Source organism: Romboutsia sp. 1001216sp1, assembly GCF_039841805.1.
Classification (GTDB): domain Bacteria; phylum Bacillota; class Clostridia; order Peptostreptococcales; family Peptostreptococcaceae; genus Romboutsia_C; species Romboutsia_C hominis.
Genome location: NZ_JBDPHA010000008.1, coordinates 92,515 through 110,752 on the forward strand (window position 1 = coordinate 92,515; position 18,238 = coordinate 110,752).

At 26.5% G+C, this 18,238-nt stretch carries 20 protein-coding genes and 1 riboswitch; of the genes, 16 read left to right on the forward strand and 4 right to left on the reverse strand.

What is annotated here, in order from left to right; all coding sequences use genetic code 11:
- The first annotated feature begins 40 nt into the window (after positions 1–40).
- From ABHC41_RS09535 to ABHC41_RS09545, 3 genes are all read left to right on the forward strand, one after another.
- The gene (locus tag ABHC41_RS09535) at positions 41–601 is read left to right on the forward strand and encodes a hypothetical protein (RefSeq protein WP_092925030.1); all 561 of its coding nucleotides are present in this window, start codon (positions 41–43) and stop codon (positions 599–601) included.
- A gap of 21 nt (positions 602–622) precedes the next feature.
- Complete coding sequence (locus tag ABHC41_RS09540) at positions 623–1,045, forward strand: MarR family transcriptional regulator (RefSeq protein ID WP_092925032.1); 423 nt, start codon at positions 623–625, stop codon at positions 1,043–1,045.
- Positions 1,046–1,263: 218 nt separating this feature from the next.
- Positions 1,264–2,520 (forward strand): cation:proton antiporter, encoded by a 1,257-nt coding sequence (locus ABHC41_RS09545; RefSeq protein ID WP_166505707.1) that lies wholly within the window; start codon positions 1,264–1,266, stop codon positions 2,518–2,520.
- 173 nt (positions 2,521–2,693) lie between these two features.
- Here the strand turns inward: ABHC41_RS09545 and ABHC41_RS09550 are convergent, their stop codons facing one another.
- The 3 genes from ABHC41_RS09550 to ABHC41_RS09560 all read right to left on the reverse strand — a co-directional run bounded on the left by ABHC41_RS09550 (position 2,694) and on the right by ABHC41_RS09560 (position 4,876).
- Positions 2,694–2,999, reverse strand: a complete 306-nt coding sequence (locus tag ABHC41_RS09550; protein WP_240275689.1) for a DUF1540 domain-containing protein — start codon at positions 2,997–2,999, stop codon at positions 2,694–2,696.
- 72 nt (positions 3,000–3,071) lie between these two features.
- Entirely contained in the window at positions 3,072–4,289 is a 1,218-nt protein-coding gene (gltS, locus tag ABHC41_RS09555) for a sodium/glutamate symporter (RefSeq protein WP_240275690.1), read from the reverse strand.
- 80 nt (positions 4,290–4,369) lie between these two features.
- Positions 4,370–4,876 (reverse strand): thioredoxin family protein, encoded by a 507-nt coding sequence (locus tag ABHC41_RS09560; RefSeq protein WP_195237459.1) that lies wholly within the window; start codon positions 4,874–4,876, stop codon positions 4,370–4,372.
- A 148-nt stretch (positions 4,877–5,024) separates the two neighbouring features.
- A riboswitch (Fluoride riboswitch) is annotated at positions 5,025–5,083 on the forward strand.
- Between the two features lie 52 nt (positions 5,084–5,135).
- Between ABHC41_RS09560 and ABHC41_RS09565 the strand changes: the two genes are divergently transcribed.
- From ABHC41_RS09565 to ABHC41_RS09575, 3 genes are read left to right on the forward strand one after another with little or no spacing between them, the layout of a single operon-like run.
- Positions 5,136–6,386 carry a cation:proton antiporter gene (locus tag ABHC41_RS09565; protein ID WP_271892134.1) on the forward strand — a complete coding sequence of 417 codons (1,251 nt, stop codon included), beginning with the start codon at positions 5,136–5,138 and terminating at the stop codon, positions 6,384–6,386.
- A gap of 27 nt (positions 6,387–6,413) precedes the next feature.
- Positions 6,414–7,163 (forward strand): nitroreductase family protein, encoded by a 750-nt coding sequence (locus ABHC41_RS09570; RefSeq protein ID WP_166505702.1) that lies wholly within the window; start codon positions 6,414–6,416, stop codon positions 7,161–7,163.
- A gap of 39 nt (positions 7,164–7,202) precedes the next feature.
- Positions 7,203–8,027: a potassium channel family protein gene (locus tag ABHC41_RS09575; protein ID WP_195237473.1), complete on the forward strand. Its 825-nt coding sequence runs from the start codon at positions 7,203–7,205 to the stop codon at positions 8,025–8,027.
- Positions 8,028–8,093: 66 nt separating this feature from the next.
- Here ABHC41_RS09575 and ABHC41_RS09580 read toward each other — a convergent pair whose 3' ends face one another.
- Entirely contained in the window at positions 8,094–9,158 is a 1,065-nt protein-coding gene (locus ABHC41_RS09580) for a hypothetical protein (protein ID WP_271892132.1), read from the reverse strand.
- Between the two features lie 474 nt (positions 9,159–9,632).
- Here ABHC41_RS09580 and ABHC41_RS09585 point away from each other — a divergent pair, with 474 nt between their 5' ends.
- The 10 genes from ABHC41_RS09585 to pyrH all read left to right on the forward strand — a co-directional run bounded on the left by ABHC41_RS09585 (position 9,633) and on the right by pyrH (position 18,171).
- Positions 9,633–10,577: a protein kinase gene (locus tag ABHC41_RS09585; RefSeq protein ID WP_092925048.1), complete on the forward strand. Its 945-nt coding sequence runs from the start codon at positions 9,633–9,635 to the stop codon at positions 10,575–10,577.
- A 214-nt stretch (positions 10,578–10,791) separates the two neighbouring features.
- Positions 10,792–10,998, forward strand: a complete 207-nt coding sequence (locus ABHC41_RS09590) for a TOBE domain-containing protein (protein ID WP_092925050.1) — start codon at positions 10,792–10,794, stop codon at positions 10,996–10,998.
- A 15-nt stretch (positions 10,999–11,013) separates the two neighbouring features.
- Positions 11,014–11,655, forward strand: coding sequence for an ABC transporter permease (locus ABHC41_RS09595; RefSeq protein ID WP_092925052.1), 642 nt, complete (start codon positions 11,014–11,016; stop codon positions 11,653–11,655).
- A gap of 9 nt (positions 11,656–11,664) precedes the next feature.
- Positions 11,665–12,351 carry an ATP-binding cassette domain-containing protein gene (locus ABHC41_RS09600; protein ID WP_166505700.1) on the forward strand — a complete coding sequence of 229 codons (687 nt, stop codon included), beginning with the start codon at positions 11,665–11,667 and terminating at the stop codon, positions 12,349–12,351.
- 18 nt (positions 12,352–12,369) lie between these two features.
- Complete coding sequence (locus ABHC41_RS09605) at positions 12,370–13,200, forward strand: substrate-binding domain-containing protein (protein ID WP_240275692.1); 831 nt, start codon at positions 12,370–12,372, stop codon at positions 13,198–13,200.
- A 250-nt stretch (positions 13,201–13,450) separates the two neighbouring features.
- Positions 13,451–14,038 carry a 3D domain-containing protein gene (locus ABHC41_RS09610; RefSeq protein ID WP_166505699.1) on the forward strand — a complete coding sequence of 196 codons (588 nt, stop codon included), beginning with the start codon at positions 13,451–13,453 and terminating at the stop codon, positions 14,036–14,038.
- 140 nt (positions 14,039–14,178) lie between these two features.
- Positions 14,179–15,378 carry a D-alanyl-D-alanine carboxypeptidase family protein gene (locus ABHC41_RS09615; RefSeq protein ID WP_240275693.1) on the forward strand — a complete coding sequence of 400 codons (1,200 nt, stop codon included), beginning with the start codon at positions 14,179–14,181 and terminating at the stop codon, positions 15,376–15,378.
- Between the two features lie 249 nt (positions 15,379–15,627).
- A complete protein-coding gene (rpsB, locus tag ABHC41_RS09620; RefSeq protein WP_092925060.1) occupies positions 15,628–16,350 on the forward strand; it encodes a 30S ribosomal protein S2 in 723 nt (240 codons plus the stop codon).
- Positions 16,351–16,422: 72 nt separating this feature from the next.
- Complete coding sequence (gene tsf / locus ABHC41_RS09625; RefSeq protein WP_195928679.1) at positions 16,423–17,328, forward strand: translation elongation factor Ts; 906 nt, start codon at positions 16,423–16,425, stop codon at positions 17,326–17,328.
- Between the two features lie 138 nt (positions 17,329–17,466).
- A complete protein-coding gene (gene pyrH / locus ABHC41_RS09630) occupies positions 17,467–18,171 on the forward strand; it encodes a UMP kinase (protein ID WP_092925064.1) in 705 nt (234 codons plus the stop codon).
- Positions 18,172–18,238: the final 67 nt, after the last annotated feature.

The following is an 18,238-nucleotide window of genomic DNA, read 5'->3' on the forward strand; positions in this document are numbered from 1 at the left end:
AAAAATTATTGATTGTATCAACTAAAAAGGAGGAATATGTATGAATGTATTAGAAATGTTTGTAAAAAATTTATGTGGAGTATTTAATAATGATAAACAAATACATAAACAAAAACAAGAAGGTAATTTAACTCACCCAAAAGCTAAGCATATAAATGGTATAGCAAATGATAAAATAATAAATTTACCAAAAGACTTTAAAGGATATTTTATAATAGAAGAAAGCTATTATGAAATGGGAGAGAGAAAAAATATATTACCTCATTTATTTTTATTTGAATTAAATGAAAATAATCAAGTAGTATTAAAATCATATGAAATACCTAATAATATATCAAAAGAAGATTTTAGAAATGATAACTTAGATTTAAAATTAGATTATAATACTCTAGAAGAATCTAACAAATTTACACCTATGGTATACTTTGAAAAAGACGGAGTATTTGAAGGAGAAAGTGTTAGTTATTTTTCAAAAGAGGTAAAATTTGTGTTAAAAGAGAGAATAGAAAAAGATACATTATATGTAAGTGAAGTTTTTTACAAAAACTCAAAAATAACATTTGGATTTATAGATCCTATCATATATAATAGAGTGAACTAGTAATTTTATAGAGGTGAAAAGGTGGAAATTGAGTTAGTAAATAAGTATAAAATGGAAATAAATAAAGATTTTAGAAAGTATGCAGAAAATGCGTTAAAAGATTATGATTTTGCTATATCAAATTTAAGATACTTACTTTTAATAGAAAGACGTAGTGGAATAAGTTTAAATGAAATAGCTATAGAACTTAATATAGATAAGGCTATGGTAACAAGAGGAATAAAAAAACTTGTAGAACTTGGCTATGTAAATAAAGAACAAGATAAAATAGATACTAGAGTATATAGGCTGACACTAAGTAAAAAAGGTGAGGAAGCTTTAGGTTCATTAAGTGGTATATTTAAAGAATGGTTTGATAAAGTAACTCATGATTTTGATGAAGAAGAAAAAGATATATATATGAAATTAATTAAAAAAGTATATGAAAATAGAGTATATAAATAATTAAAAAGTGTTAAGGTTGATAAATACCTTAACACTTTTTTTGAAAATAACTAAAGTGACTTTAGATATATAAGCTTTTGATAAAATAAAAGGTTAGAAATATTAATATAATAAATTAAATTAATTTTTGTATAAAAAGGTTGACTGCATCAATTTGCGGTAATATAATTAGAATTGTCGACAAAAAACTTACAAAAACGACAAAGGGAGATGATATTATGGAAAATACATTAGAAGCAATTGCAACTAATAGATTGTTACTAATATTTGCTGCAATTGCAATAACAGGTATTGTACTTGGAAAAGTGAGTGAAATAATAAAAGTACCTGATGTTATATTATACTTAATAGCAGGGATAATAATAGGACCAGCAGTCTTAAACCTAATTAGTATAGAATCTTTTCCTATTGAAAATAATTTAATACTTACATTTGGATCTGCATTTATATTATATGAAGGTGGTAGAGAAGTTAAATTAAAAGTACTTAACAAGGTCAAGATAAGTGTAGGAATGCTTGCAACTATTGGAGTCTTAATATCTACTGTAGTTGTAGGAGTATTTGCAGGAAAAATATTTAATATAGAAATTATGACAGCTCTTTTAATGGGAGCAGTTATAGCATCAACAGACCCAGCAGCACTTATACCAGTATTTAAACAAGTTACTATAAAAAATAAAATAAAGCAAACTGTAGTTAGTGAATCAGCATTCAATGATGCTGTAGGGGCTATAATTGTTTCAACATTACTTGGAATAATAACTAGTGGAGAATTTTCTCTTGGTAAAAGTGCAGGTGAATTATTAATATCTGCATTAGGTGGAGTTGTTGTTGGTGTGGCAGTTGGGTATATATTCTCATTATTAATATCAGATAAAAAATGGGGAATATTCCATTCATATGCACCAATAATGTCAGTACTTAAAGTTGCATTAGCTTATGAAGTAGCTACATTATTACATGGTAGTGGATATATGGCAGTATTTATAGCAGGTCTTATAGCAGGAAATAAAAAAATATTTGGACTTTGGGTACCAGAACATGACTTCCATTCAGAGCACTTATTTAGAGAGAGTGTAGGAGCATTATGTCGTATGGCGATATTTGTAGTCCTAGGAACACAAGTTGATTTAACATCACTCTCTGCTTATTGGAAGGAATCTTTAATAGTTGTATTAGTATTAATGTTTATAGCAAGACCACTTGTAGTTTTAATATGTACAGCATTTGATAAAGAGGCTAAATGGAAATTTAAAGAAAGATTATTTATGATGTGGGTTAGAGAAACAGGAGTAATACCAGCAGCATTATCAGGGATAATAGTATCAATGAAACTTCCTGGATACGAAATAATATCTTCAGTAGTATTTATGACAATACTTGTAACTCTTATAGTTCAAGCAAGTACAACAAAACTAGTAGCTAAGAAACTAGGGGTACTAGAAGAAGTTGAAGAATTAAAACAAGTAGCATAAAAAAAGGGTAGATTGATAAAATCTATCCTTTTTTTACATTAAAGGAAATTACATTAAGCATAAAACTGTTGATGACTCATGAAAATAATATATATAAATAGGTTTGGAAATGTAAAAAATGATATTTTGAGCAACGGACAAAGTCGTTGGCGACATGAGCGAAGCGAATTTTGTTATTTTGCAATAAAAGTTTCGCAGTTAGCATTTTGTGGATTTATCTGAACAAAAGAAGCACTACATCCACCACTTATATTATATTTGCAGTTATCAGCACTGCATGAAATATTTTGAGTACTTGTTAAGGATATATTTCCACCATAATTTGACAAACTAAAAGAAGAAGAGTCTCTAAATGTATCACAATAAGTTTCAGGTGTTATGTAAGCATCATATCCTTCTACTTTTATATGAGAAGCATAGCAGCTACCAGATTTATTGAAAGCACATTCTTTTTCTAGACATAGTAAATTAGTTTCCATATTATTACCTCCTATAGCAAATTATATTTATAGTATGGCAATACTTAAAAATTTTTAATCATTTAAATAAATTTAAGAAAAGATATTTATAAAAAATAATATACAAGGCATAGTAAATACATCAAGTAAGAATGCAGCAACTAAAGGAACTATTAAAAATGCTTTTTTTGATTCACCATATATTTGACATACAGAACTCATATTAGCTAATGCATTTGGAGTAGCACCAAGCCCATGTCCTATAAGCCCACTTACCATAATAGCAGCATCTAAATTTTTACCTAAAACTTTATATACTACAAATATTGCAAATAACACTATAAAAATTGCTTGAGATACAACAATAATTATTATAGGGCCAAATAAACTAGATAGCTTAAATAAATCAATACTCATAAGTGCCATGGTCAAAAATATTCCCAAGGAAATATCACTAAGTAAATTTAAAATATCAAAATCAAGATTTAAAATTTTAAATTTATCATTAGAGTTTCTAAATATTACGGCAATAAATATGCATACACTTATAGTAGGGATTAATATATTAGTAGATGTATATATTATATTAGAAATAAGTTCACCAATATTTATACAAAGAAAAACAACTAAAATTTGTTCTAAGAATGAAGTAGAATTTAAAGTAGAAGTACTTCTAGTTAAAGATATGTTTTTTGTGTATGTTTTTATTAAAGAAGTATTAATATTATTATATTTTAGGTTATTTTTTTCTATAAGAAATTTTCCGACAGGTCCACCTAAAAGCCCTGCAAATATTAGACCAAAGGTAGCTGATGCTATTCCAACACTAGATGCATTTGAAATTCCAAGAGATTCTATAGTAAAGCCAAAGGATGCAGCATATCCATGTCCACCTTCCATTGATATAGTCCCACACATAAGGCCAAGTAGAGGATGTATACCAGTAAATTTAGCTAAAACTACTGCCAGTAGGTTTTGACAAAATGATAATATACCACAGAGTATCCAATATTTAAATAAGTCCTTGCCTCCTTTTTTTATTAATGAAAAGCTAAAAGAAAGACCAACTATAGTAAAGAAAAAAGAAATAAAAAAGCTCATTAAACTAGTATTCATAGTTATAGTACATATATTAAAGAATTTTAAAAGTAAGTTTAATATACAAAATAAAAGACCTCCAACAACGGGAGAAGGTATACAAAATTTATCTAAAATTCTTACTTTATCTTTAATAATACTACCCATTAAAAGCATAAAAACAGCTAATATTAATGTTTGTAAAATATTTAATTCTATAATAATAAAAAACACCCCCTAAATAGTACTAATATAGCTAAAAGATAAGCCATTTATTAAAATATATTAGTACTAGCTAGGAAATATAATAAAAATTATATATTACATATTATATCAAGCAAATCATTAACGCTATCTAGTATATATTTTCCTTTATAGTAATCAAGTTTTATATCATCAAAGTTTTTTACATCTTTAACAGCTTTTGGTCTTTCTTCAAAGTATCCTATAATATTAAAATTTTTATCTAAAACTACTATAGTAGGACCTTTAAAATTTTCTTTATCAATATTTAATATAGGAGATAGAAATTTTTTACCACGAGCCATAGTTATAACAGATATATTAAAGTTTGGATTTAAATCACAAAACTTTTTAAGTATTGTTGTATTTATTTGAAAATCAGGACACCATATTTCTCCTGAGATCAAAAAATTTAATTCTAAATCAATATTCATTATTTTTGATTCAATTTCTTTAGGTAAATTTATTCTAGCATAATTTTTCGGTATTCTAGCTCTTTCTGATTTAGTACCTTCCCCTACAGCACTTTCAAAACTTACTCCTACATCAAAAAGTTCCTTTATAGTCATTTCAATCATAACTAACCTCCCCTAGTAATAGTATATAAATATAGTATCACAACAAGTTAATATAAAAAATATATTAAACATTTAAACTAAAGATAATATAAAGTATTATAAAAACAATTTACTATAAAAACATTGTATGATATCATATATAAGTATTAATTAAATAGGCGATGGAGTTCGCCATTAAATGCGAAAGCTAATGACTCCTACTCTTTTTATAAGGGTAGGAGTCTATTTTTTTGCGAATTACAAAATAAAGGAGGAAGTTATGATTATATTAATTAGTTTGGTAATAATAGGGATATTAGCAAATATAAGTGGAAAACTAGTAGAAAAGGTAAAGCTACCATCTTTAATAGGAATGATGGTATTAGGGATGGTGATAGGTCCATCTATATTTAATTTAGTTCCAAAAGAAACACTAGAAGTATCTTCAGGTATAAAAGATATAGCATTAGTTACAGTATTATTTATAGGTGGGCTTGGGATAAATGTATCTCAAATAAAGCAAATAGGAAGGCCGGCAGTACTACTTAGTATAATACCAGCAACACTAGAAGGATTTACAATAGCATTTTTGTGTACTATATTTTTAGATTTTACTTTTATACAAGGAGCTATACTTGGATTTATAATAGCAGCAGTAAGCCCTGCTGTACTTATTCCAGCTATGGTATCACTAATTGAGAGAAAGTTAGGCCAAGATAAAGCTATACCACAGATGTTACTTGTTGGAGCAAGCTGTGATGATACAGTTGCTATAACATTATTTACTACATTTTTAACACTATACACTAAAAGTTATTTAGGAGAAAGTGTATCTATATTTAATCAAATTATGATAATACCTCTTACTATAATAATAAGCTTAGTATTAAGTTTTTTAATATTTAAAATAAGTAAGTTTATAATATCTAAAGTTGATAATAAAAATATAAAAGTAATAATAGCATTTTCAACATGTATAGGTATGAGATTTATAGAAAAAAACTTACATGTAGAGGTATTTAACTCACTACTTGCTGTTATGGTATACGGATTTTTAATAAGAAACTATATGAAAGACATTTCTAAAGAAATCTTAGATACAATGAATAGACTTTGGAAAATAGGAAAGCTTTATTTATTTACATTTGTGGGAATAGCTATAAATCCTACATTAGTAGGAAAATATTTTATAGTAGGAGTTATAATACTTACAATATCATTAAGTGTTCGTTCAATAGGAGTATTTATATCCTTAATAGGAACCAATTTAACAATAAAAGAAAAAGTATTTTGTATGATAGCATATCTTCCAAAAGCAACTGTTCAATCAGCAAAGGCCTCTATACCTTTAGAAATGGGAGTTGCAGGTGGTGATATTATGCAAGCTATTGCTATTTTAAGTGTACTTATAACTGCACCAATAGGATCTATAGGTATAAATATGACTTGCGATAAAATACTTCATAAAGGTGATAATAAAGATTTTTTTGAGGACATAAATATAAAAGAAAAAAATATACAAACTATATAATAAGTCTGTATAGAAAGGAGATATTATATGGAAATTAGAAAAGCTTGGATAGAGGCTGTAGACAAAAGAATATCTAGAAGAACTTTTAGTGATAGAGAAATAAGTGATAGTGATATATTAACATTAATTAATTTGATAGATGAAATAAATAAGGAATCTTCACTTAATATACAATTTATAAAAAATGGAGATGAAGGCTTAAATGGATTTAAGGCATCTTATGGACTTATAAGTGGTGCTAAATCTTATATAGGCTTAGTTGGAAATAGTAAAAATTTAAATTATAAGCAAAAAATAGGATATTATGGAGAAATGATAGTACTTCAAGCTGTAGCTATGGGACTTTCAACATGTTGGATTGGGGGAACATATGATAAAAAAGAATGTGAAAAACATATTAAATTTAATGATAAAGAAGAGCTAGTGTGTATAATAGCTATAGGTCATTCACCTAAAGAACTTTCTATAAAAGAGAAAGTTGTAAAATCTATAAGCAAAGGAAAAAATTCTGATATTATAATAGAAAAAGATGAAGAATTACCGGATTGGGTTTTAAATGGTATAAATCTTTCTAAAAAATCTCCAAGTGCTTTAAATAAAAAAGAAATAGGATATGAACTAAAAAATAAAAAAGTAAAAGCAGTAATAAAAGAAAAAAATCATAACTATGAAGATGTGGATTTAGGAATATCAATGCTTCATTTTGAAATAGGAGCATATGAAAAAGGCTATAAGGGAAATTGGCACTTTGAAAATGGAAGTTATTTATACTATTAATAATATATGAGACGAAAATATATTGCATATAATCTGGCTATGGCTATTTTATCTATAGTTATAGCTATAATATTAATATTAGAACTTACATTAGATTTAAGTTATCAAATTAGATTAGTATTTCAAATTATAGATTTCATAGTTTGGTCAATATTTGTAATAGATTATTTTACTAGACTTTATAAAAGTAAAAATAAGAAAAAATTCTTTAAGAAAAACTTAATAGATTTAATATCTATAATACCTCTTTACTCTATATTTAAAGTCTTTAGAGCTTTAGATATATTAAAAGTAGGAAGGGTAACAAGAGTATCAGAGATAACTCGAGTTATAAGACTACTTGCTATAATAAAACGTACTAATAATGAACTATCAGAATTTATGAAAACTAATAACTTTAATTACACTATAGGTATAGCAATAATTATTGTGCTAATAAGTGCAACCGTAATGTCATCTGTTGAAAATATGAGTTTAGGAGCTGCCCTTTGGTGGAGTATAGTTACATTTACAACAGTTGGATATGGAGATGTATATCCAATAAGTACATTAGGTAAATTAACTGCATCTATACTTATGATAATGGGAATTGGTTTTATAGGTTCTGTTACATCTACACTATCAACTTACTTTATAAAAAAAGAGGTAAGAAAAAGAAAAGCAGAAATGATTAAAAAAAATAGTAAATTGATTAAAAAAAGCCTTGGAAAATCTAAAATTATTTATACTGATAATGTAATATATAGTAAAGAAAATTATAAAAATGAGTTAATAAAAGATATTGTAAAAAGGTTGTCTAAGTTTGATGATTTATCTAAAGAAGAGATAAATACAATGTGTAAGGTTTTATTATCATTAAAATGATATGGTGGCTAAAAATAACCCCTCTATAAATATAGAGGGGTTTAAATTAGGGTATATAATTGATGCTTAAGGGTATAAGTTTAATGTTTTTCCCAAAAAATTTATACTAACATCTTTTAAAGATGAAGTTTGCGGATTAAAATTTAACTTTCTTAAATATCTATAAAAATCTAAATCATAAACATATATGTTTTCTTCATAAACCCCTTGAAAGTATCTATAGTTTAAGAATTTAGAAAAACCTTCTATTAAGTTTTCTGAGCAAAAGTCTTTATAATTATAAGCATATTTTCCTACTTTATCATACATTTTAGTTAGCTTTTTATTATCTTTTAATTTTTCATAAGCATCTAAAAACTCATCACTATTAACAAAGTATTCAAATATTATATGAGAAAACTCATGAAGAGGAATACTTATTATATCTTTATAAGGCGTATTTTTAGGTATTGTTGATATTAATTTTTTATTGCTTTTAAATCCTTGTGATTCAACAGGATTTAAAGAATAGTAAAATGTATATGAGTAACCATTATCAATATCTAATCCTGATGAACTTTCTATAAAATTTATAATATCTACTTCTTTAGATGATAAAAGATTATTTATATCATTAGCTTTTTTTTCATAGGAAGCTTTGTTTTTATAAAAATAAGACTTAAAATAATCTTCATAAAAAGATGTAAAAAAATTATCAAACTCCCTACAAAAAGAAGGAGATAAATTTAAATAATCATCATTTAATATAGTTTTAATTATATCTTCTAAAGATGAATTATCATCTAAGCCTATAACGGCATTAGAGTAGCTCCAAGAATCATTTGTAGTAAATATATCATAAAGAGAATTTTTCAAATCATCATCCATATCATTATAAGTATCTTTTAACCATATATAATGCTTATAAGCATCGTAAGAAGTACTTTTATATAAATCTTCATTAAACTCTTTTGGATTTTTTACATTGACATTATATAACTCATAAGCTGTTTGAATAAGAGATACTTTAAGTGTTATTCCCTTGACAACTATATCAGACTTGTAATTAGAAGAAGTTGAGTTATTAAAGCCTAAAGCAAAAAAGCTAAAAAAGGTAATTATAGGAATTAGTATTTTTTTTATTAAAATCACCACACTTTATAAGAATATATATAAGTATTAAATTTTATATTTTAAATTCCTTTTATAACAGTTCAACAGTAAATTATTATAAATTGTGTTAAAATATACCTAAAAATATCTAAATATAAAACAAAGTAAAGATAAAGATTATAAAATGGTAAAATTAATTATATAAATACTTTATAATTTGTAAGAAATAGTACATAAATAAGTAAAATAAATTTTAAATATGTATACAAAAAAATACTTAAGTAGATTTTATAATTATTAAATATTTATATATAAAATATAAAAACATTATTAAAATAATTGTATTAAAAGAAAATAAAAAATAAGAAAATTTAAGCTACACTAAAAAATATCAAAATTCCTCCGAATAATATAAAAAATCATATGAATATATAACATATGGAAAAAGGATACAAATGTTGATATAATTAAACATATAATATTAATAGTAGAATTTAGAAAGGGGGGGAATATGTGACTTTTATAGGCAATAGATATGAACTTTTAAACTGCGATGGGCAACTTGAATTAAATAAAATATATAAAGCAAGAGATGTATTTGACAATAAAAAAGTACTTATAAAGGTAGTTGAACATAATGAGTATATGGAAAGTAATTTTATAACTAACTTAATAGACGAAACTACTATGATAAATAACATACACTCAAAGTACATATCAAAAACCATCGATGTAGGTGTTCACTGTACAGAACTTACAACACTTTATTATATGGTAAGTGAATATTATAATGGAATAACCTTAGTAAATATGATAAATGGGAACTATTTACACCTAGAAGCTATAATAAATATAGCAACTCAGATTGTAAAAGCATTAGAAATACTTCACGAAAATAATGTGTATCATGGAAATTTAAACCCAACTAATATACTTGTAGATAAAGATTATAATATACGCTTATTAAACTTCCAAACAACAAAAGCTAATAATGGAATAAATATAAGAGCTGGGGGAGAGTTTAGATATTTATGTCCACATCAGCTATGCATAAATTTCACTGACTTAGATAGTGATTTATTTTCCTTAGGAATAATACTATTTGAATCTATATTTAAAAAGCTTCCTTTTGAAGAAGGTAAAAATGAGGAAGAAATGCTAAAAAACATAGATAAAGGTATTAATTGGAACCAAAATATAGCGATCAATGGCAATGATAAATTTATAAATATTATAAAAAAATTATTAAGTAGAAATGAAAAATATGAATATTTACAAGATATATTAATAGATTTAAGTAATGTAATGTATGAAAAAGCAGATATAATAGATACTGAGGAAATTAATGAAGATATAGAAGAAACAATAGAAAGGCCCAAAAAAATTAAAAAACGTAAAATATTATTAGCAGTATCAATGATTAGTTTAGTATTTATAACAATACTTAGTATATTATAAGACCACAAAAAGTGGTCTTTTTTATATGTTTAAATGCAAAAATAAAATTATATAAAAATTAAAATTATAAAAAATTAATTTGTAGTAAAAAAAGTAATAATAAAACAGAAAAAACGATGAAAAAGATGAACGAAACTATATTGTTGTAAAAAAAGGTAGATGATATACTTTCAAAGTGAATATAATAAAGTAGCAAATGAGGGGGCAAATAAAAATGAAACTAAGTGCACGTAACCAATTAAAAGGAATAGTAAAGGAAATAAAAATGGGCGCTATAAATGCCAAAGTAACAATAGATATAAATGGTCAAATGTTAACATCTGTTGTTACAATAGATGCTATTGAAGATCTAGGCATTAAAGTTGGAGATGAAGTAACAAGTGTTATAAAATCAAGTTCTGTTATGTTAATGGTTGATTAAGACAATTTAGATAATATGGAAGTAAATGATATAATTCAAATAATTAGCTTATCATTAATAGTAACAACAACAGCAACTATGATAGCTATGATAATTGCAATAGTATTAAGTATAGTTATATACTTAAAAAACTTTAGATTTAAAAAATATATAATAACATTTGTAAATGCACTAATGAGTACACCGCCAGTTATAATGGGGCTTTTAGTGTTTTTAATGTTATCAAGACAAGGACCTTTAGGAGAATTTAAATTATTATTTACACCTGTAGCTATGATAATAGCACAAGCTATGCTTTTGATACCTATGGCTATGAGTTTAATAATAGATTTACTAAATAAATTTGGAGGAGATATTTTAACAACGTGCAAGGTACTTCAAATAGAAGACAAAAATATACCAAAAATATTTTTAAAGGAAATAAAGTATCATCTATTAACAGTTTGTATAACTACATTTAGTAGAGGAATTTCAGAAGTTGGCGCTGTTATGTTAGTTGGTGGAAATATAAAGGGCTCAACTAGGGTTATGACAACATATATAGCACTTTCAACTTCTATGGGGGATTTTGATGAATCTTTGGTAATAGCATTTATACTATTAACAATATCCACAATATCTACAATTATTATAAAGAAATTGCAGTCGGTTATATAAGGAGTAAAGATGATAAGTATTTATGGATTAAAAAAACAAATAGAAAATCAAGGCGTATTAACTGTAGACAATATAAATTTTCAAAAAGGTAAGATATATTCCATAGTTGGACACAATGGAAGTGGGAAAAGTACATTAATAAAAATAATCTACAATATAGAAAATTTTCAAGATGGAAGTATAACTATAAATGATGAATATATAGATAATGAATGTATGAATAATAAAAATATATATAAATATTTATCATATACACCACAAGAAAGTAGATTTTTAAGTGGGAGCTTAATGGATAATTTTAATTACATATATGAATATGGTAAAGAACAATTTATAAAAGACAAATCCTATCTTTATAAATTGATAGATAAGTTTGACTTAAATAAAAAATTAAGTACCAATGTAAAAAAGTTATCTGGTGGAGAAATAGCAAAAGCTCAGTTTATAAGAAGTTTAATAATGAATAAAGAGTACAATTTGCTAGATGAACCTATGGCTAACATGGATTTAAACACTATCAAAAAGGCAGAAAAAGAGATACTTAAATTAAAAGAAGAAGGAAAAACTGTAATATTAGTAACACATGATTTTATGCAAGCAAAAAAAATAAGTGATTACATAGTATTTATGGAAAACTTAAAACATATAGACACTTATGAATCGGATGTATTTTTTAATGGGGTAATGAAATTTTAAAGATTAAGGGGAGAAAAAATGAATAAAAAAATAACCAAATTATTAATGGTAGGTATACTTAGTTTATCTATGGTAGCATGTTCATCTACAGACACAAAAGAAAGTGAAAGTCCAAAAGATATAAAATTAGTTACAACAACAAGTTTAGATGATACAGGATTTTTAGAAGAAACTTTAAAAGATTTTGAAAAAGAAAATAATGTAGATGTTAAAGTTGTAGCAAAGGGAACTGGAGAAGCTTTAGAATTAGGAAAGAGAAAAGATGCAGATGTATTATTTGTACATGCTAAGTCTAAAGAAGAAGAGTTTATAAAGGAAGGTTATGGAGATTCTAGACATGAAATAATGTATAACTACTTTGTAGTAGTAGGTCCAAAAGATGGAAAACATAATGAAAAGATAAGCAAAATGAGCGTTGAAGATGCTTTTAAATATATTAAAGAAAATAATCTAAACTTTGTATCTAGAGGAGATAAATCAGGAACACATACAAAAGAATTATCTATATGGGAAAATATAGGACAAGAAAATTCATTTGAGAACTACAAAGAAGTAGGTAAGGGTATGGCATCTACTTTACAAACTGCTAGTGAAATGGGTGCATATACATTAACAGATATAGGAACTTACTTAGCAACTAAGGAAAATTTAGATTTAAGTTTAGTAAAAGATGCTGATGAAAGTTTAAAAAATGTATATAGTATAGTTACAATAAATGGGTTAGAAGAAAATATGAAAGAAATAACAGATAAATTAGTTGATTATTATAAGTCAGAAGATGTACAAAAATCTATAAAAGAGTATGGAAAAGATAAATATGGAAAGTCATTATTTTATACTTTTAAATAGATAAAAATAAAGCTATCTAAAATAGGTTTTAAACTATAAAATAGTTAATATTACCTAAGTTTTAGGTAGCTTTTAATTTATTATAAATAAAAATTTTTTATTAAGTAGACCTTTTTAAAATTCTAAAAATGTAACTTATTTGTAAATAATTTCCTAAAAATAGTTTACAAATGGATAATAGTTAGCTACTATATAAATATAAAGTTACAAAATAGTTACAAATTAATTTTATAAATGGGGGAATGCTTCTATGAAAAATAAAAAGATAATATTGGGTTTTCTATTTAGTATATGTATATTTGCACTAGGAATGACTAATACATTTGCAGATACACTAGGAGTAGTAACAACTTCAAGATTAAATGTAAGAAGTGGTCCATCAACAAAATATAGGGTAGTTGATAAAGTAGTAAGAAATGAAAAAGTAACAATACTTCAAAACAGCAATGGGTGGTATAAAGTAAAATTACATGATGGAAAAATAGGGTGGTCAAGTACTCGTTATATAAAAGCAAATCAAAATCAATCAAACAATAATCAAAACAACAACTCATCAACAGGAACAACAAGCAAAAAAATGAATGTTGTAGCAACTGCTTATACAGGGTATGGAATAACATCAACAGGTCAAAAACCAGTATGGGGAACAATAGCAGTTGATCCTAAAGTAATACCATATGGAACAAAAGTATATATACCTTATTTTAATAAAACATTTATAGCAAATAATTGTGGTGGAGCTATAAAAGGAAATAAAATAGATATATATATGAATAGTAAAAGTGAATGTTATAACTGGGGAAGAAGAACAATTGAAATTCAAATACTAGGAAAATAAATACTACAAAAAAGCAAACAGTTAACTAAAAGTTGTCTGTTTGCTTTTTTTTTGAAAAATTCATTATGTAAAATAATAACTGATATATTATTTTCAAAATAGGAAAAAAATAATATAGACTTATTAATCAATATAAGAAGGTGAAGTTATTGAAAAAAGGAGTAAAAAAATTAATTGTAAGTATTGTCATCTGTGCATTTTTAACTCCTACTTTTAGTTATTCTGATGACAACAATAGAGTAGATAAGTTTTCAAAATCATCAATACTTATAGACCAGTTAACTGGAAGAGTATTGTATGAAAAAGAAGCAGATGCTAAAAGACCACTAGCAAGTTTAAGTAAGATGATGACCTTTTTACTAGCTATAGAAGCTATAGAAGAAGGAAAGGTTAAAAAAGATGATATTATAACTGTAGACAAATCTATAGCTAAAGTAAGAGGATCTAGTTATCATTTAAAAGAAGGTGAAAAAATACCTTTAATTGAACTTATGAAAGGTCTAATGATAGTATCAGGAAATGATGCAGCAGTGGCAATAGCAAAACATATAAAAGGAAGTGAAGAGGAATTTGTAAAGTCTATGAATGAAAAGTGTATAGAATTAGGTATGACAAATACTCACTTTGTAAATCCACATGGACTTCCTATATATGATCTTAATGATAAAACAAAGCCACCAAAAGAAAATATATCAAGCGCAAGAGACATTGCAAAGCTTGGAAAGTTTATGTTTGATAATTATGAAAAACAAGTTGTAAGCATAACTAATATGAGAACATATAGTTATCCAGAAAGAGATTTTTGCAAAAATAACACAAACTCAGCATTAATGAGTACATCACCAAATGTAGATGGAATTAAAACAGGATATACAGGAAATGCTGGATATTGTTTATCTTTTTCTATGATGGTAAAAGAAGATAACAATAATGAAAAAGAGCATAGACTAATAGGAGTAACACTAGGTGCAAATCATAAGCAAAAAAGATTATCAGCAGCTCTTAGTATGCTAAACTATGGAAAAGAAAATTTTAGCACCCAAAAGGTAATGGACAAAAATAAATTAATAGGTAAAAAGTATATAAAAGGTATAGATGAACTAGAAATTAAATTAGTAACAAACAAAGAATTATATACAATATTATCTAAAGAAGAAAAGCTAAAATCTCAAATAACTTTTAAAGAAATAAAATACCCAGTTAAAAAGGGAGATGTATTAGGGGTTATAAAATATTTTACAGATAGTGGTGAAGTATTAGGTAGTGTAAATATAGTAAGTGATAATGATATAGATAAAGTAAGCTTTAAAAATAGAATAAAGATGATATTTGCTGACTAATAAAATGTATAGAATATATAAAAATAAAGAATAATTTATAATAGAAGAAATAGAAATTTTCAAACAAAAACAAATATAAAAAATAAACATAAAATCAATCATAAAATATATTGTATTTTAAAATTTGATATGATATACTACTAAAGGTAAAAAAATAAAATCACACACGGCAATGGGATCCTAAAAAGGTGCCTAATAGGTTTTTTTGGGAGTTGATCATGCCGGAGGTTAAAAACCAGGAGGAAAAAAATGTCAGTAATATCAATGAAACAATTACTTGAAGCTGGTGTTCACTTCGGACATCAAACAAGAAGATGGAACCCTAAAATGTCTAAATTTATATTCACAGAAAGAAACGGAATATATATAATAGACTTACAAAAAACTGTAAAGAAAGCTGAAGAAGCTTACAAAGCTATGAAAGAAATAGCTGAAAGCGGAAAGCCAGTTTTATTCGTAGGAACTAAGAAGCAAGCTCAAGATGCTATAAAAGAAGAAGCTGAAAGATGTGGAATGTTCTACGTTAACGAAAGATGGTTAGGTGGAATGTTAACAAACCACAAAACTATACAAACAAGAATAAACAAATTAAGAGAATTAGAAAAAATGGAAAACGAAGGTGTATTCGACGTTTTACCTAAAAAAGAAGTTATAAAATTAAGAGCTGAAAAAGAAAAGCTTGAAAAATACTTAAACGGTATGAAAGATATGCCTGAATTACCAGGAGCTATGTTCGTAGTAGACCCAAGAAAAGAAAACATAGCTATACAAGAAGCTCACAGATTAGGAATCCCAGTATTCGGTATAGTAGATACTAACTGTGATCCAGATGAATTAGATTACGCTATACCTGGTAACGATGATGCTATAAGAGCAGTTAAATTAATAACTGGAGCTATGGCTAACGCTATAATAGAAGGTAGACAAGGTGCTGAAGAAGAAGTAGAAGAAGAAGCACAAGATCAAGAATAATCTAAATCTAATCTACAAAATTAAAAGGTAAGGGTCACCCTTACCTTTACTAGTATATAGGAGGAACTCAAAATGGCTATAACTGCACAAATGGTTAAAGAATTAAGAGAATCTACAGGCGCAGGAATGATGGACTGTAAAAAAGCTTTACAAGAAGCTGAAGGAAATATGGAAAGAGCTATAGATATACTAAGAGAAAAAGGTTTATCTAAAGCTGCTAAGAAAGCTGATAGAATAGCTGCTGAAGGTTTAGTTGCTATAGAAATAAATGAAGATAACACTGTTGCTTCAATAGTAGAAGTAAACTCAGAAACTGACTTCGTTGCTAAAAACGAAGATTTCAAAACTTTCGTTAAAGATGTTGCTTTAATGGCTTTAGCTACAGAAAACACAGAAGTTGAACAATTATTAGCTGAAAATCATGCTGAAGGTGTACTTTCTGAAGTATTAAACAACAGAATAGCTACAATAGGAGAAAAATTAGACGTAAGAAGATTCGCTAAGATATCTACTAACGGACAAGTTGCTGGATACATCCACGGTGGAGGAAAAATAGGTGTTTTAGTTGAAATGATAACTCCATGCAGAGATGCAGAAGTTATAGCAATGGGAAGAGATATAGCAATGCAAGCTGCTGCTATGAACCCAAAATACGTTTCAAGAGATGACGTAGATCCAGAATACATAGCACATGAAACAGAAATATTAACTCAGCAAGCTTTAAACGAAGGAAAGCCAGCTAACATAGTTGAGAAGATGATAAAAGGAAGACTTGAAAAGCAATTAAAAGAAGTTTGCTTATTAGAGCAACCTTTCGTTAAAAACGGAGATTTAACTATAAAGCAATTAGTTGCTGAAACTGCTAAGAAGTTAGGAACTGAAATAGCTTTAGGAAACGTAGTTAGATTCGAAGTTGGAGAAGGTATAGAGAAGAAAGAAGAAAACTTTGCAGAAGAAGTTGCTAAGCAACTTAAGTAATGACCAAAGGAGAACACTTAAGTGTTCTCCTTTTTTTAAGGAAAAGACATTATATTAAGCTAAAAGCTTTATATAATGTTAAAAAATACAAAAACAATAGCAAAATAAGATAAATGTAAATTTAGGGAGGATTTTCTAATGATCGAGCCAAAATACAAAAGAGTACTACTAAAACTTAGTGGAGAAGCATTATCTGGTGATAGAGGATTTGGAATAAATAACGATATAGTAAATGATATAGCACTTGCTATAAAGAAAATAAGAGAAATAGGTGTAGAGGTATCTGTAGTTGTAGGTGGAGGAAACTTCTGGAGAGGAAGAACTTCTGAAGGAATGGATAGAACTACTGCAGATTACATAGGAATGTTAGCTACAGTTATGAACTCTATGGCACTTCAAGATGCACTAGAAAATATGGATGTACAAACTAGAGTACAAACTGCTATAGAAATGAGACAAATAGCAGAACCATATATAAGAAGAAAAGCTGTTAGACACTTAGAAAAAGAAAGAGTAGTAATATTTGGTGCAGGAACTGGAAATCCATATTTCTCAACTGACACAGCAGCAGCACTTAGAGCAGCAGAAATGGAAGCTGAAGTAATATTACTTGCTAAAAATGTTGATGCAGTATATGATAAAGATCCAAAGGTTCATGCTGATGCAGTTAAATTTGATGAATTAACTTACTTAGATGTACTTCAAAAAGAATTAAAAGTAATGGACTCAACTGCTACATCTTTATGTATGGATAATCAAATACCTATAAAAGTATTTGAATTATCAACAGAAAACATAATGAAGGCAGTTATGGGAGAGAATATAGGTACAACAGTAAAATAGAAACTAAAATTATGGCTAAAGTATTTTATATAATGTAAAATTAGCATATAATGTTTATATAGATAAA